Origin of the sequence: Streptomyces sp. NPDC056503 (genome assembly GCF_042794995.1) — a bacterium.
GTDB lineage: Bacteria > Actinomycetota > Actinomycetes > Streptomycetales > Streptomycetaceae > Streptomyces.
The window spans coordinates 1-15,061 of sequence record NZ_JBHTST010000050.1; the positions used below are offsets into that span (position 1 = coordinate 1).

15 protein-coding genes are annotated in these 15,061 nt (G+C 74.2%); 6 read left to right on the forward strand and 9 right to left on the reverse strand.

Going from position 1 to position 15,061, the window contains the following annotated elements; all coding sequences use genetic code 11:
- Both ACFQ8C_RS17230 and idi read left to right on the forward strand, forming a co-directional pair.
- Positions 1 to 363: GNAT family N-acetyltransferase (locus tag ACFQ8C_RS17230; protein WP_383457821.1), on the forward strand; the 363-nt coding region annotated here is incomplete at its 5' end.
- Between the two features lie 162 nt (positions 364 to 525).
- Positions 526 to 1,158, forward strand: a complete 633-nt coding sequence (gene idi, locus ACFQ8C_RS17235; protein ID WP_383457824.1) for an isopentenyl-diphosphate Delta-isomerase — start codon at positions 526 to 528, stop codon at positions 1,156 to 1,158.
- Here idi and ACFQ8C_RS17240 read toward each other — a convergent pair.
- Together ACFQ8C_RS17240 and ACFQ8C_RS17245 are read right to left on the reverse strand one after the other, a co-directional pair.
- A complete protein-coding gene (locus tag ACFQ8C_RS17240) occupies positions 1,124 to 1,639 on the reverse strand; it encodes an ATP-binding protein (RefSeq protein ID WP_383457827.1) in 516 nt (171 codons plus the stop codon). The genes idi and ACFQ8C_RS17240 overlap by 35 nt on opposite strands.
- A gap of 130 nt (positions 1,640 to 1,769) precedes the next feature.
- Positions 1,770 to 2,447, reverse strand: coding sequence for an HdeD family acid-resistance protein (locus tag ACFQ8C_RS17245; protein WP_383457830.1), 678 nt, complete (start codon positions 2,445 to 2,447; stop codon positions 1,770 to 1,772).
- Between the two features lie 72 nt (positions 2,448 to 2,519).
- On the opposite strand from ACFQ8C_RS17245, the gene ACFQ8C_RS17250 reads away from it, so the two are divergent.
- Positions 2,520 to 3,272: an enoyl-CoA hydratase/isomerase family protein gene (locus ACFQ8C_RS17250; protein WP_383457833.1), complete on the forward strand. Its 753-nt coding sequence runs from the start codon at positions 2,520 to 2,522 to the stop codon at positions 3,270 to 3,272.
- Between the two features lie 3 nt (positions 3,273 to 3,275).
- On the opposite strand, the gene ACFQ8C_RS17255 is transcribed toward ACFQ8C_RS17250, so the two are convergent.
- Positions 3,276 to 3,917: a DJ-1/PfpI family protein gene (locus tag ACFQ8C_RS17255; RefSeq protein WP_383457835.1), complete on the reverse strand. Its 642-nt coding sequence runs from the start codon at positions 3,915 to 3,917 to the stop codon at positions 3,276 to 3,278.
- A 14-nt stretch (positions 3,918 to 3,931) separates the two neighbouring features.
- Positions 3,932 to 4,918 (reverse strand): GlxA family transcriptional regulator, encoded by a 987-nt coding sequence (locus ACFQ8C_RS17260; RefSeq protein WP_383457837.1) that lies wholly within the window; start codon positions 4,916 to 4,918, stop codon positions 3,932 to 3,934.
- Positions 4,919 to 5,103: 185 nt separating this feature from the next.
- On the opposite strand from ACFQ8C_RS17260, the gene ACFQ8C_RS17265 reads away from it, so the two are divergent.
- Positions 5,104 to 7,557 carry a Tex family protein gene (locus ACFQ8C_RS17265; protein ID WP_383457840.1) on the forward strand — a complete coding sequence of 818 codons (2,454 nt, stop codon included), beginning with the start codon at positions 5,104 to 5,106 and terminating at the stop codon, positions 7,555 to 7,557.
- A gap of 134 nt (positions 7,558 to 7,691) precedes the next feature.
- Here the strand turns inward: ACFQ8C_RS17265 and ACFQ8C_RS17270 are convergent, their stop codons facing one another.
- Genes ACFQ8C_RS17270 through ACFQ8C_RS17280 form a run of 3 tightly spaced genes read right to left on the reverse strand, consistent with a single transcriptional unit; the run spans position 7,692 to position 10,473 of the window.
- A complete protein-coding gene (locus tag ACFQ8C_RS17270; RefSeq protein ID WP_383457843.1) occupies positions 7,692 to 8,096 on the reverse strand; it encodes a hypothetical protein in 405 nt (134 codons plus the stop codon).
- Complete coding sequence (locus ACFQ8C_RS17275) at positions 8,093 to 8,836, reverse strand: 2-phosphosulfolactate phosphatase (protein WP_383457846.1); 744 nt, start codon at positions 8,834 to 8,836, stop codon at positions 8,093 to 8,095. The genes ACFQ8C_RS17270 and ACFQ8C_RS17275 overlap by 4 nt, the downstream gene beginning before the upstream one ends.
- On the reverse strand, positions 8,836 to 10,473 hold the full coding sequence (locus ACFQ8C_RS17280) for an ABC-F family ATP-binding cassette domain-containing protein (protein ID WP_383457849.1): 1,638 nt from the start codon (positions 10,471 to 10,473) through the stop codon (positions 8,836 to 8,838). The genes ACFQ8C_RS17275 and ACFQ8C_RS17280 overlap by 1 nt, the downstream gene beginning before the upstream one ends.
- Before the next feature lie 52 nt (positions 10,474 to 10,525).
- Between ACFQ8C_RS17280 and ACFQ8C_RS17285 the strand changes: the two genes are divergently transcribed.
- Positions 10,526 to 11,482 (forward strand): NAD(P)/FAD-dependent oxidoreductase, encoded by a 957-nt coding sequence (locus ACFQ8C_RS17285; RefSeq protein ID WP_383457852.1) that lies wholly within the window; start codon positions 10,526 to 10,528, stop codon positions 11,480 to 11,482.
- An 82-nt stretch (positions 11,483 to 11,564) separates the two neighbouring features.
- On the opposite strand, the gene ACFQ8C_RS17290 is transcribed toward ACFQ8C_RS17285, so the two are convergent.
- Entirely contained in the window at positions 11,565 to 11,870 is a 306-nt protein-coding gene (locus ACFQ8C_RS17290) for a hypothetical protein (protein WP_383457855.1), read from the reverse strand.
- A gap of 101 nt (positions 11,871 to 11,971) precedes the next feature.
- Positions 11,972 to 13,291, reverse strand: a complete 1,320-nt coding sequence (locus ACFQ8C_RS17295) for a M14 family metallocarboxypeptidase (protein ID WP_383457959.1) — start codon at positions 13,289 to 13,291, stop codon at positions 11,972 to 11,974.
- A 220-nt stretch (positions 13,292 to 13,511) separates the two neighbouring features.
- Between ACFQ8C_RS17295 and ACFQ8C_RS17300 the strand changes: the two genes are divergently transcribed.
- Positions 13,512 to 15,047 (forward strand): M1 family metallopeptidase, encoded by a 1,536-nt coding sequence (locus tag ACFQ8C_RS17300; RefSeq protein ID WP_383457858.1) that lies wholly within the window; start codon positions 13,512 to 13,514, stop codon positions 15,045 to 15,047.
- Positions 15,048 to 15,061 lie beyond the last annotated feature (14 nt).

Consider the following 15,061-nt stretch of genomic DNA (forward strand, 5'->3'; position numbering starts at 1 on the left):
GTGGTCGCCGAGGCTCCGGACGGTTCGGTCGCCGCGCACGCGCTGATCACCCGCTGCCGGGTGGGCGGGGTGCCGGCGGCGGCGCTCGCGCCGGTCTCGGTGGCGCCGGAGCACCAGCGGACCGGCGCCGGGCAGGCCGTCACACGGGCGGCGCTCGACGCGGCGCGGCTCGCGGGCGAGCGGCTCGTCCTGGTGCTGGGCCATCCCGAGTACTACCCCCGGTTCGGTTTCGTACGGGCGTCCGAGTACGGAATCAAGCCAGGTTTCGAGGTTCCGGACGAAGCGATGATGGCCCTCGTCCTGGACGCTTCCGGTCCGGTTCCGGCGGGCACGATCGCCTATCCGGCGGCGTTCGGCGTCTGACCTGCCCCTGACGGTCCGTCGTCGTTCCCGCCGCCGCCCCGCGCCGCTGTACTCCGGTGCGGTGGCGGCGGCGGGCTCCGGCCGCCGAAGTGCGGACAAGCCGGTTTTGTACGGCAGACTGTGGTGGCCCCCAGGGGCCGAGGACCGAAGCGAAGGATGGGTATGCCGACCACACAGGGCACCGCGGCCGAGATCGCGCCGGGGCTTGCGTCTCCGCTCTCGTCGAACGGCGCGGAGCCGTCCGCCACCCCCCCGTCGATCATGCTGGAACTGGTCGACGAGGACGGGAACACCATCGGTACGGCGGAGAAGCTCGCCGCGCACCAGGCCCCCGGGCAGCTGCACCGCGCCTTCTCGGTCTTCCTCTTCGACGAGGAGGGCCGGCTGCTGCTCCAGCGCCGGGCGCTGGGCAAGTACCACTCCCCCGGAGTCTGGTCCAACACCTGCTGCGGCCACCCCTACCCCGGTGAGGCGCCCTTCGCGGCGGCCGCCCGGCGCACCTTCGAGGAGCTCGGCGTCTCGCCCACCCTGATGGGCGAGGCCGGAACCGTCCGCTACAACCACCCGGACCCGGCCTCGGGCCTGGTGGAGCAGGAGTTCAACCACCTCTTCGTCGGCCTGGTGCAGGCCACCCCGCGCCCGGACCCGGAGGAGATCGGCGACTACGCCTTCGTCACCCCGGCCGAGCTGGCCGAGCGGCACGCGGCCGCGCCGTTCTCCGCCTGGTTCATGACGGTGCTCGACGCGGCGCGCCCGGCGATCAGGGAGCTGACGGGTCCTGCCGGGGGCTGGTGACCCGGTCGTCGGCCGTCCCCGGCCCCGGTGCCATCGGGGCCAGGGGCAGCGCCGCCCAGATGATCTTGCCGCCGCCCGCGGTGTGCTCGACGTCACAGGAGCCGCCGGACTCCAGGGCGATCTCCTTCACCAGGAGCAGTCCCCGGCCGCCGGTCTGGCCGTAGTCCGCCTCCAGCGCCTTGGGCCGGTAGGGGTGGTTGTCCTCGACGGACACCCGGACCCACTCCGGCCCGATGGCCACCTCGACCGCTATCTCCGGGGAGAGCAGCGCCGCGTGTCGCACGGCGTTGGTGACCAGCTCGGAAACGATCAGCAGCAGCCCGTGCCGGATGTCCTCGTGGACCGGAACCCCCTGACGGGCCAGCAGGTCGCGTACCGCGTGCCGGGCCTGGGGGACGGAGACGTCGACCGCGGGAGCGGTGAAGCGCCAGACTCCTTCGTAGGACGGTGGCCGGGCGGGGACACCTCCGCGGGTCTCCATGGTCCGGTTCCCACCCTCGTGCTCGATTCTCGCCACACTGGGAGTCTTGGCAATCCGGAGGGGTCTCCCGACCTACTGACCAGAAGTCGACACCTATCGACCGCCTTCTGATCGATGGAGTAGGTCGACGTCAGTTGTTCGACTGATCCTGTGCGTTTTCCGTGGGGTTCGTCGGAGTCGGCCCGGTGTCCTGTTCCGGCTGCGAAGTCGGCCGCGGAGTGACCAGGCCGACGATCCTCCGGCCGCCGACGCCGATCGCGATCAGCCCCAGGCCGTCGAAGAGCAGCGCGAGCGAGAAGAAGCAGCCGATGACGTACCGGCTGCTGTCCGGCCAGTCGAAGAGCACCAGGACCCCCAGGAGCACCCCGAAGGCCCCCTGGAAGAGCGTCCACCCGAACTGCGGGCCGCGCACCACCACGCTGCCGACCAGCCGGAAGACCCCGCCGGTGAGGAAGAGCAGGGCGGCGAACATCGTCAGCGCCTCGGCGGTGCCCTCCGGGTGACGGAGGACCACACAGCCGGCCGCGAGGTTCACCGCCGCGACCACCACCGCCAGCCAGAAGGAGTTGGTGCCCCGCGACGCATACGCCTGGAGGAGGCCCACCAGACCGCCGACGAGCAGCAGCCAGCCGAAGAGCCACATGGACGTCAGGGTGGCGAGCCCGGTGTAGACCAGGCCGACCACGCCGCAGACCACGAGGATCACGCCGAGCGCGGCCAGCCAGCCGAAGCTCCGCCCGAGCCGCTTCCCCTCGCGGGCCATCTCCTGCACGGGATCGACGCCCTCGTCCCGGGTCTTCCTGGCCATCGTGCCTCCTCGCGGCTGCCTGACGACCCCTTCCTGATCGTACGGTCGGTACCGGTCGATAGCATCCGGCCCATGGAGACCGTGGATCCGCAGCTCGTCGACAGCGTCACGGACGGGGTCGCGACCCTCGTCATCAGCAACCCCGCCAAGCGCAACGCCATGACGGCGGGGATGTGGCGGTCGCTGCCCGCCGTCCTCGACCGCCTCGCCGCCGACCCCGCCGTCCGGGTGCTGGTGGTGACCGGCGCGGGCGACACCTTCTGCGCGGGCGCCGACATCTCGACGCTGCGCGAACCGGGCGACGAGCAGCAGACGCTGGCGGTCCGCGCCGAGGAGGCCCTCGCCGCCTTCCCCAAGCCGACCCTCGCCGCCGTCCGCGGCTACTGCGTCGGCGGCGGCAGCCAGCTCGCCGGCGCCTGCGACCTGCGCTTCGCGGCGGAGGGCACCCGCTTCGGGATCACCCCGGCCAAGCTCGGCATCGTCTACCCCTCGTCCTCCACCCGGCGGCTGACCGCCCTGGTCGGCCCGGCCACCGCCAAGTACCTGCTCTTCTCCGGCGAGCTCATCGACAGCGAGCGGGCGCTGCGGACCGGCTTCGTGGACGAGGTGCACCCGGCCGAGCAGCTGGCGAAGCGGGTCGAGGAGTTCTGCCGGATCCTCGCCTCCCGCTCGCTGCTCACCCAGGCCGCGGCCAAGGAGTTCACCGACGGACGGCTCGACCGGGACGCGCACTGGACCGCGCAGGCACACGGCAGCGGCGACACCGCCGAGGGCGTCGCCGCCTTCCTGGAGCGCCGGGCGCCCCGCTTCACGTACGGCCTCTGAGGCTCAGCCCTGCGGAAGGTCCTCGGCCCGGGTGCCCCGCCAGCGCTCCACCAGATGGGCGGGGGCCTTGAGCGGGGAACCCGCGTCGTACGGCGGCTGGGGGTCGTACTCGGTGAGCAGCTGGACGGTCATGGCGGCGTCGTCGCCGGCGATCCGGCCGAGCAGGTGCAGGGCCATGTCGATGCCGGAGGAGACGCCGGCGGCCGTCACGTACTTGCCGTCGAAGACGACCCGCTCCCCGGTGGGTTCGGCGCCCAGCGCGCGCAGCTCGTCGTAGGCCAACCAGTGGGTGGTCGCGCGGCGGCCCGCGAGCAGCCCCGCGGCGCCCAGGAGCAGGGAACCGGTGCAGACCGACGTGGTCCAGGCGCTGGTGGAGTCGGCGGTGCGCAGCCACTCCCGGATCTCCGGGTCGCGCATGGCCGTCCGGGTCTCCGGGCCGCCGGGGACGAGGACGACGTCCGGGTGCGGGACGTCGGCGAGGGACTTGTCGGCGACCAGCGCGAGGCTGCCCTGGTCGTTGCGGACCGGGCCGGGCTCCTTCGCGACGAAGACGGTCTCCGCCCCGGGGAGCCGGGCCAGGATCTCGTACGGGCCGACGGCGTCGAGCGTGGTGAAGCCCTCGAAGAGCAGGACGGCGATCTGCATGGGTGTGATCCCTCTCAGCTGACGGGTCCGGTGACGGGTGCGTGGAAACGGCGGCGGTAGTCGGCGGGGGCCGTGCCGAGCGCCTTCACGAAGGCGCGGCGCATCGCCTCCGGCGTGCCGTAGCCGGCGGCGCGGGAGACCTCCTCGACCCCCCGGCCGGTCTCCTCCAGGAGCCTGCGGGCGTGTTCGAGCCGGATCCGGTCGACGTAACGGCCCGGGGTGACCCCGGTCTCGGCGCGGAAGGCGCGGGCGAAGTGGCGGGGGGAGAGCCGGGCGCGGGCGGCGAGCCGGTCCACCGACAGGTCCCCGTCCGGATGCTCGGTGATCCACGCCTGGAGGTCGCGCAGCGGTTCACGGCGCGCGGTCTGGGCGGCGAGCTGCGCGCTGAACTGCGCCTGGTTGCCCGGCCTGCGGAGGAAGACCACCAGCATCCTGGCGATGGCGAGGGCCGCCTCCCGGCCCAGGTCCTCCTCCACCAGGGCGAGGGCCAGGTCGATGCCCGCGGTGACCCCCGCGGAGGTCGCGACCCGGCCGTCCCTGACGAAGATCGGGTCCGGGTCGACGTCCACCGCGGGATGGCGGCGGGCCAGGTGCTCGCAGACCATCCAGTGCGTGGTGGCCCGGTGCCCGTCGAGCAGCCCCGCCTCGGCCAGCCGCAGCGCCCCGGTACAGACCGAGACCAGCCGCTCGACGCGCGGCCCGTGGACGCGCAGCCAGTCGACGAGGGCCGGATCGGCGCCTCGGGTGCCCTCGCCGCCCGGTACGACGAGGGTGTGCGGCGGCCCGTCGGCGACGGCCTCCGCGAGATCCGTGTCGGGCAGGATCCGCAGGCCGCTGCCGGTGCGGACCGGCCCGCCGCCCAGGGAGGCGGTACGGATCGGATACGGGTCCTCCGCGGCGCCCGAGGCCCAGGCGGCGGCGTGGAACACCTCGACGGGTCCGGTGACGTCGAGGCTCTGCACGCCGTCGAAGAGGACGACGAGGACGGGGCGCTGGGTCATGGACCCATCCTTCGGGCCCGGCGGGGACGGCCGCAAGGACGGCCATCCCACCTTTCCTGCCATCGCCCCGGACCCCGGACCGGCCGGTTCCGGCGCGCGGAACCGGGTCGGTTGCCGCGTCCGGGTGACGGACGCGGCAGAATGCACGGGCAAGCCAGTGGTACGAGCAGACGGGTCGGGACACGGTGACGACGTCCATCGAAGCAAGGATCGCCGAGGAACTCGGCGTACGCGAGCGACAGGTCAGGGCGGCGGTCGAGCTGCTCGACGGCGGCTCCACCGTGCCGTTCATCGCGCGCTACCGCAAGGAAGCGACCGAGATGCTCGACGACGCGCAGCTGCGCACCCTGGAGGAGCGGCTGCGCTACCTGCGGGAGCTGGAGGACCGGCGGTCCGCCGTCCTGGACTCCGTGCGCGAGCAGGGCAAGCTGACCGAGGAGCTCCAGGCGAGGATCCTGGCCGCCGACACCAAGGCGCGGCTGGAGGACATCTACCTGCCGTTCAAGCCGAAGCGGCGCACCAAGGCGCAGATCGCCCGCGAGGCCGGTCTCGCGCCGCTGGCGGAGGGGCTGCTCGCCGATCCGTCGGTGGAGCCGGCCGCCGCGGCGGCGGCCTTCGTCGACGCGGACAAGGGCGTCGCCGACGCCGCGGCCGCCCTGGAGGGCGCGCGGGCGATCCTCACCGAGAGGTTCTCCGAGGACGCCGACCTGATCGGCGAGCTGCGCGAGCGGATGTGGGGCCGGGGCCGGCTGGTCGCGAAGGTGCGGGAGGGCAAGGGCGACGCCAAGGAGGGGCCGGGCGCGAAGTTCGCCGACTACTTCGACTTCGCCGAGCCGTTCACCGCGCTCCCCTCGCACCGGATCCTCGCCATGCTGCGCGGCGAGAAGGAGGACGTCCTCAGCCTGGACCTGGAGCCGGAGGAGCCCACGGACGGCCCCTCGTCGTACGAGCCGATCGTGGCGCACCGCTTCGGCATCGCCGACCGGGGGCGCCCCGGCGACAAGTGGCTCCAGGACACGGTCCGCTGGGCCTGGCGCACCCGGATCCTGACGCACCTCGGCATCGACCTGCGGGTGCGGCTGCGGACGGCCGCCGAGGACGAGGCCGTCCGGGTCTTCGCGGCGAACCTGCGGGACCTGCTGCTCGCCGCCCCGGCCGGCACCCGGGCGACGCTGGGCCTCGACCCCGGCTTCCGCACCGGCGTCAAGGTGGCGGTGGTCGACGCGACCGGCAAGGTCGTCGCGACCGACACGATCCACCCGCACGTCCCGGCCAACAGGTGGGACGAGTCGCTGGCGAGGCTGGCGCGGCTCGCCAAGGAGCACGCGGTCGAGCTGGTCGCCATCGGAAACGGCACCGCCTCCCGCGAGACCGACAAGCTGGCCGTCGAACTCCTCGCCAAGCACCCCGAGTTGAACCTGACGAAGGTGATGGTCTCGGAGGCCGGCGCTTCCGTGTACTCCGCCTCGGCCTTCGCCTCGCAGGAACTGCCGGGCCTGGACGTGTCGTTGCGCGGCGCGGTGTCGATCGCCCGTCGGCTCCAGGACCCGCTGGCCGAACTGGTGAAGATCGACCCGAAGTCGATCGGGGTCGGCCAGTACCAGCACGACCTCGCCGAGACGAAGCTCTCCCGCTCGCTCGACGCGGTCGTCGAGGACTGTGTGAACGGTGTCGGCGTCGACGTCAACACCGCCTCGGCTCCGCTGCTTTCGCGGGTCTCCGGGATCAGCTCCGGTCTCGCCGAGAACATCGTGGCGCACCGCGACACCAACGGCCCCTTCCGCTCCCGCAAGGCCCTCAAGGACGTGTCCAGGCTCGGCCCGAAGGCGTACGAGCAGTGCGCGGGCTTCCTGCGCATCCGGGGCGGCGACGACCCGCTGGACGCCTCGGCGGTGCACCCGGAGGCCTACCCGGTGGTGCGGCGGATGGCGAAGACCACCGGTGGCGAGGTCGCCGCGCTGATCGGCGACACGGGCACGCTGCGGTCGCTGCGGCCGGCCGACTTCGTGGACGAGTCCTTCGGTCTGCCGACGGTCACCGACATCCTGCGCGAGCTGGAGAAGCCCGGCCGCGACCCGCGGCCCGCCTTCAAGACCGCCACCTTCAAGGAGGGCGTCGAGAAGATCGGCGACCTGGTGTCGGGGATGGTCCTGGAGGGCGTGGTGACGAACGTCGCCGCGTTCGGGGCGTTCGTGGACGTCGGTGTGCACCAGGACGGCCTGGTGCACGTCTCGGCCATGTCGAAGACCTTCGTCAAGGACCCGCGGGACGTGGTGAAGCCGGGTGACGTGGTGAAGGTGAAGGTGCTCGAGGTCGACATCCCCCGGAAGCGCATCTCGCTGACGCTGCGGCTCGACGACGAGGCGACCGCCGACGGCTCCGCGCCGAAGCGGGAGCGGGGGGACCGGCCGCCGCGGCAGCGACAGGGCGGCCAGGGACGTGGCCAGGGTCAGGGCCAGGGTCAGCAGCGTGGCCAGGGTCAGGGCCAGGGTCAGGGGCGCGGTCAGGGCCAGGGTCAGAGCCAGGGGCGCGGCCAGGGCCAGACGCGGAGCCAGGCGTCGGCGCCTTCGAACTCCGCGATGGCGGACGCGCTGCGGAAGGCGGGGCTGCTCGGGGAGGGCGGGCGCAAGAAGCGCTGAGGCGCGACGGGGGGGGAGGCACCGGGAGGGAAGGCGCCCGCGAGGGCGCCGTCCCGGTGTTCCCCCCCGGACTCTCGGGCGCGCTCGGGCAGGGCGGCCGGGTCGCCCCGGCGGAACGCCTGCCCGCACCGGGGTCACGGCAGGAAGCGCAGGGCCCAGTCGGCTCGGTTGGCGACGGTGAGGTCGTCGTCCCCGGTCATCGGCCGCAGGACGGTCTCGGCGGTCTTCGGGTCGGCCTGGACGAGGTCGACGATCTCGGCGGCCAGACCGTCCTGGTCGTCGCCGAGGTCCACCGCGGAGGCGCGGACGAGGACCGGGAGGGTGTCCGCGCCGCCGAGGGCGGCGAGGACGCCGCCGAGGAGCTCGCGGGCGTAGCCGTTGCGCGCGGCGACGGCCTGGTCCAGCTCGGCCTCCAGCCGCGGCAGCAGGGTCCGGTCGCCGCCCGCGGCGATCTCGTCGGCGAGGTCGATCGTGGCGTCGACGTCGGCGTCGAGGTCGTCCAGCATCGCGAGGAGCCGGGTCACGCTGTCGTCGGTCATGGTGCCTCCTGGAATGCGCCGTCCACGAGGACGGGGACGGCGGTCGACGCGTCGAGCTCGGCGGCCACCTCCACGTCCCGCGGATAGCCGTACTCGTACAGTTCACGGCCCGAGTCGCAGCCGTGCAAGGCGGCGACCGGGTCCTCCGTGGCCGCCCACAGCGTGGCCGCCGCGGTCGCCTCCGGGGTCAGGTGGAGCCCTGGCGCGAGGGCGCGCAGGGCGTCGAGGACCGCGCCGGCCCCGAGGTGGTCCTCCAGGGCGGGGCGGAGCGAGCCGTCCGGCCACCGCTCGCCGGAGGCGATCACGGCGAGCGGACGCTCCTCGGAGCCGTATCCGCCCCGGAGGATCCGTTCGGCGACGGCCGTGCGGTTGCGGAGCGAGGCGGCGATCACGGTCGCGCCGCCCGAGACGGCCTCCGCGCAGATCGTGGAGCCGTTCGGGGACGGGAGGACGAGCCGGCCGGACCGGGGCGGGGGCGCGGCGCGCAGGGCGGCCGGCGAGAGCGACCACGGGTGCGCCGCGGTGGTCTCGCTCCTGCCGACGGCCAGGACGGCGTCCCGCTCCCGCGCGTACGCGACGGCGGTGGCGTCCCTCCACCGGTACGGGTGGACGGCCGTGCCGCCCTCGACCGCGACGCCGACGGAGGTCGTGAACGACAGCACGTCGACGACGACCACGCACGCGGCGGCGGGGGCGAGGACCCGTGCCTCGACGGGTCCCCAGCCGAAGGCGACGCCCATCAGACCTCGGTGACCTTGCCGTCGACGACCTCGACCCGGCGGTTGACCCGGATCGCGTCGAGCATGCGCCGGTCGTGGGTCACCAGGAGCAGCGTGCCCTCGTAGCTGTCGAGGGCGGCCTCCAGCTGTTCGATGGCGGGCAGGTCGAGGTGGTTGGTGGGCTCGTCGAGGACGAGCAGGTTGACGCCCCGGCCCTGGAGGAGGGCGAGGGCGGCGCGGGTCCGCTCGCCCGGGGAGAGGGTGGTGGCGGGGCGCAGCACGTGCTCGGCCTTGAGGCCGAACTTGGCGAGCAGGGTGCGCACCTCGGCCGGCTCGGTGTCGGGGACGGCGGCGCAGAAGGCTTCGAGGAGCGTCTCGGTGCCGTGGAAGAGCCGGCGGGCCTGGTCCACCTCGCCGACGACGACGCCGGAGCCGAGGGCGGCGTGGCCGGAGTCGAGCGGGAGGCGGCCGAGGAGGGCGGCGAGCAGGGTGGACTTGCCGGCGCCGTTCGCGCCGGTGACGGCGACCCGGTCGGCCCAGTCGATCTGGAGGGTGACGGGTCCGAAGGCGAAGTCGCCGCGGCGGACCTCGCCGTCGCGGAGGGTGGCGACGACGGCGCCGGAGCGGGGCGCGGCGGCGATCTCCATCCGCAGCTCCCACTCCTTGCGGGGCTCCTCGACCACGTCCAGGCGCTCGATCATGCGCTGGGTCTGGCGGGCCTTCGCGGCCTGCTTCTCGCTGGACTCGCCGCGGAGCTTGCGGCCGATCTTGTCGTTGTCGGTCGCCTTGCGGCGGGCGTTGCGGACGCCCTTGTCCATCCAGTTGCGCTGCATGAGCGCGCGGCCCTCCAGGGCCGACTTCTTGTCGGCGTACTCCTCGTACTCCTCGCGGGCGTGCCGGCGGGCGGTGGCCCGCTCCTCCAGGTAGGCGTCGTAGCCGCCGCCGTAGAGGGTGATCTGCTGCTGGGCGAGGTCGAGTTCGAGGACCTTGGTGACGGTGCGGGTGAGGAACTCGCGGTCGTGGCTGACGACGACGGTGCCGGCCCGCAGCCCCTTCACGAAGTTCTCCAGGCGCTCCAGGCCGTCGAGGTCGAGGTCGTTGGTCGGCTCGTCGAGGAGGAAGACGTCGTAGCGGGAGAGGAGGAGGGAGGCGAGGCCCGCGCGGGCCGCCTGGCCGCCGGAGAGGCCGGTCATCGGCTGGTCGAGGCCGACGGTGAGGCCGAGGGAGGCGGCGACCTCCTCGGCGCGCTCGTCGAGGTCGGCGCCGCCGAGGTCGAGCCAGCGCTCCAGGGTGGTGGCGTAGGCGTCGTCGGCGCCGGGCGTGCCGTCGACGAGGCCCTGGGTGGCCTCGTCCATGGCGGCCTGGGCGGCGGCGACGCCGGTGCGGCGGGCCAGGAACTCCCGTACGGTCTCGCCGGCGCGCCGCTCGGGCTCCTGCGGGAGGTGGCCGACGGTGGCGGTGGGCGGCGAGAGCCGGACCTCGCCCTCCTCGGGGGTGTCGAGCCCGGCGAGCAGCCGCAGCAGGCTCGACTTGCCGGCGCCGTTGACGCCGACGAGGCCGATGACGTCGCCGGGGGCGACGACGAGGTCGAGGCCGGCGAAGAGGGTGCGTTCGCCGTGGCCGGCGGCGAGGTCCTTGGCGACGAGAGTGGCAGTCATCAGACCACGCATCCTACGTGGGCCGCGGAGGCGCCACGGGTACGGTCCGGGCATGGACAGCGACGTGATCGTGGTGGGTGGCGGGGTCGTCGGGCTGACGACGGCGGTGACGCTGGCGGAGCGGGGACTGCGGGTGCGGGTCTGGTCCCGGGACCCCGCGGAGGCGACGACCTCGGCGGTGGCGGGCGCCCTGTGGTGGCCGTACCGGATAGAGCCGGCGGAGGAGGCGGGCGGCTGGGCGCTGGAGTCGCTCCGGGTCTACGGGGAACTGGCCGCGGCGCCGGAGGAGACCGGGGTGCGGTGGGTGCCCGGGGTCCACGCGGACACGGTCCTGGAGGGCCTCGGGGCGTGGGCGGCCGGGGTGGAGGGGCTGCGGCGGCTGCCGCCCGGGGAGGTGCCGGGGCCGTACACGACGGGGCTGGCGGCCCGGCTGCCGCTGATCGACATGCCGGTCCACCTGGCGTGGCTGCGGGGCCGCCTGGAGGCGGCGGGCGGGAGCGTCGAGCGGCGTGCGGTGCGGCGCTGGGAGGAGCCGGCCGCGGCGGCGCCCGTGGTCGTGAACTGCACGGGTCTCGCCGCGCGGGAGCTGGTCCCGGACGCCGGAGTGCGCCCGGTCCGGGGCCAGTTGGTGCTGGTGGAGAACCCGGGGATCGAGGAGTGGTTCACGGCGGCGGACGCCGGGTCCGCGGAGACGACGTACTTCTTCCCGCAGCCGGGACGGCTGGTCCTGGGCGGAACCGCCGAGGAGGGGGCGGAGGCGCCGGCGCCGGATCCGGTGGTGGCGGCGGCGATCGTGGCGCGGTGCGCCCGCGTCCGGCCGGAGATCGCCGGCGCCCGGGTCCTGGGCCACCGGGTGGGCCTGCGCCCGTCCCGCGCCGGCGGGGTGCGCATCGCGTCGGAGCCCCTGCCGGGCGGCGGGCTGCTGGTGCACCACTACGGCCACGGGGGCGCCGGGGTCACGGTGGCGTGGGGGTGCGCGCGGCGGGCGGCGGAGCTGGTGACGGGCTGAGCGGGCGAGCGCGCCGAAGCCCCGCCCCGGGGGTGGGGCGGGGCTTCGGCGGGGTGGCGGGACGGAGTGCGTCCCGCGCGGGTCACCTGCCGAACGGCGGGGCCACGACCTCGTCCGCGCGGGCGCACTGCTTGGCGCGGCGGTCCAGCGCGTCGGCGCGGGCGTAGGCGCGGCGGGACTCCTCTCGGGCGCCGAGGCGCTTGAGCTGGGCGGCCCGGTCGCGCTCGTCGCGGGCCTGGCTCCTCAGCTGGTTGACGTCGCAGGTGCCGGCACGGGCCGCCTCGGCCGACGGGGCGGCGGCGGTCTGGCCGAGCAGCAGGCCCCCGGCCAGCAGCAGCGTGGTGAACAGGGCGGGCAGGATGCGGCGCGCACGCGTCGCGTGGGACATGGGGTTCTCCAAGTCAGGGCCGTGACGGCCCGTGTGAGGCATGGTCAGTACCGGTCGGTAACTTTACCTGCCCCAACGGGACCGATCGGACACGACCCTCCCTATCCACCCGATCGCCAACACTCCTCCACAGGACGCCCACTGACGAGGTGGTAGGTCGCGCGCCCGTCGAGGAGCAGCGGCACCAGGAGTCGCTGCGACTGGCGCAGCGGTACGTAGGCGCCGCCGCCCGGCTCGCGGCGCACCGTCACGCCGTGCAGGGCCAGTTCGTCGCCCGCCTCGGCGTACTGGGCGGCGTCGAGGCGGTAGCCGCAGGGCGGGTCGGCGATGATCTCGGCGGGCTCGGGCGGGTCGTTGTCGGCGCCACCGAGGTAGACGGGCCCCCGGTCGGCGAGACCGGCGAGCCGGGCCGCGGAGGTGGCCGCGGCGAGCGGGCCGCGGCGCTCGGACACGTACGCGAACACGTCCCGCAGCGCGGTGAGATGGGTGGCGACCCTGCGCCGCTGGTTCAGTGCCGGGTCGCGTTCCTCGGCCTCGCCCTGCGGGTCCTCGCGGGTCTCGGCGAGGAGGGCGGTCATGTGCTTGATCCCGGCCGTGTTGCGCAGGATGCGTTCCTGGCCGTCCCCGGCGACCTGCTTCACCGGCAGTCCGGTGAGCGGGTCGGTCCAGATGCCGTAGACGCCGTGGGTGCGGCCGGCGCGGCCGGCGCCGGGGCGGACGTACTCCTCCGAGAGGACGCGGGACTCGGCGTGGACGCGGGCGTCGGTGTCGAGGCTGCGCGGCCAGAGGGCGAGGAGGTCCCTGTCGTAGTACCCGGGAGTGGCGCCGTACTCGTGGAGGTCGTGGACGAGGTCGGGCCGGCGGTCGCGGATCACGGCGGCGAGGGCGCGCGCCTCGGCGGTCCGCAGGGCGAGGTGGTCGCGGTTGACGTCGATGCCGGCGGCGTTGCCCCGGGTGTCGGCCTCGCGCCCGTCGGGGTTGGCGTTGGGCACGACGAGGACGGTGGTGCGGGCGAGCAGCCGCAGCGTCTCGGGGTCGCGGGCGAGGGCGAGGTCGCGGACGGCGGTGAGGCACGCCTCGCGCCCCGCGGGCTCGTCCCCGTGCTGGCTGCAGACGAGCAGGAGCGTGGTGGCGCCGCGCGCGGGACCGAGGGCGGCGAGCCGCAGCGGCCGGCCCTGCTCGGTGGTGCCGATCGTGGTGACCGTGACCCGCTCGGCGCCCCGGTCGACGGCGGCGAGGAAGTCCCGCTCCTCCGCGTCGGTGGTCCAGCGGGCGCCTCCGCTCGTCTCGAACCCGGTCCGGGGCGGGGCCGGCGGACCGGCCGGTACCGCCGCCTTCGCCGGGGCGGTGACGAGGGGCAGCCCGAGCGCGGCCGCCCCGGCCACGAGGACCAGGGCGCGGCGCGCGGCACGCAGACGCATCGGCATGGGCGGGAACGTACTCGCCGCCCCCGGTGGGACGGAAGACCATGTGCGGGAAACGGGTGAACCGGTGCTTCGTGTCGGCCGAATGGCGATCGTGTGACGGAAGGCGCCCTTTACGTGACGCTCCGTCGCGTGCTTCATAGAGTCCGAACAAGTCCGGATCAAGGACAGACGCACACCCACGCGTCTTGCGTCGCTTACGACTTGGGGAGCATCCGTGCACCGCAGAATCATCGTTCCGAGCGCCCTCGCGGCCTCTCTGCTGCTGGCGATCCCGGCATCGGCGGCCGACTACGTCCCGGGCGCGCCGGGCATCGGCGACTCCTACTACCCCACCGCCGGCAACGGCGGTTACGACGTCTCCCACTACGACCTGCGCCTGAAGTACCAGCCGGCGACGGACCTCCTGGAGGGGACGGCGACGATCCTGGCGACGACCACCCAGAACCTCTCCCGCTTCAACCTGGACCTGGGGCTGAAGGCGAGCGAGGTGCGCGTCGACGGGCGGCGCGCCTCCTTCACCGCCACCGGAGACCACGAGCTGGAGATCGTGCCGGCCGTGCCGCTGCCCAGGAACAAGCAGGTCACGGTGGTGGTCCGCTACGCGGGCAAGCCCTCCGAGTTCAAGGTCGACGGCTGGTCGGCGTGGCACCGCACCCCGGACGGCGGGGTCGCCGCGCAGGAGCCGGATTCGGCCGCCTGGTGGTTCCCGTCCAACGACCACCCGCGCGACAAGGCCACCTTCGACGTGTCGGTCCAGGTGCCGGACGGCACCCAGGCGATCAGCAACGGCGTCCTCCAGTCGCAGTCCTCCCGGCTGGGCTGGACCCGCTTCGCCTGGCGCTCGAACAAGCCGCAGGCGCCCTATCTGGCCACCCTCGCGGTCGGGAAGTTCGACATCACGACGAACACGACCGCGAACGGACTGCCCGTCCTCAACGCCTACAGCAAGGACCTCGGCGACAACGCGGGCGCGGCCCGGGCCTCGATCGAGCGGACCGCCGAGGTCGCGGAGTGGCTGGAGGAGGCCTTCGGCCCGTACCCCTTCAACGCGCTCGGCGGCTACGTGCCCAACGTGACCAGCGGCTACGCGCTGGAGACGCAGACCAGGCCGTTCTACAGCCCGCGCCAGTTCGCGAACGGCGCGAACGTGTCGGTGGTCGTGCACGAGCTGGCCCACCAGTGGTACGGCGACAGCGTCTCGGTGCGCGACTGGAAGGACATCTGGATCAACGAGGGCTTCGCCCGCTACGCCCAGTGGCTGTGGTCGGAGAAGGAGGGCGAGGGCACGGCCCAGGAGCTGGCGGAGTACGTGTACGCCACGCGGACCGCCGAGGACCCGTTCTGGACCGTGAAGCCGGGCGACCCGGGGCCGGAGAACCAGTTCCACATCGCCGTGTACGACCGGGGCGCGCTGGCGCTCCAGGCGCTGCGGAACGAGATCGGCGACGAGGACTTCTTCGCGATCCTCAAGGGCTGGCCGCAGCGGTTCGCGCACGGCGACGCACGGGTCGCGGACTTCGTGCGGTACGCCGAGCAGGTCTCCGGCGAGCCGCTGGCGGCGCTCTTCGACACCTGGCTGTACGAGGCGGCCAAGCCGGCCGCCGGGCCCGCGTCGACCGCCTCCGCCGCCGCTTCCGCCCCCGTCGCCTCCGCTCCGGCCTCCGGGGCGCGGGCGGCCGCCCCGGCGCCGGTCCAGCCGAAGTCGTGGAAGAAGATCGCGGCGACGAACGGGGTGCACGACCACCGGTAGGCCTCGCACGGGAG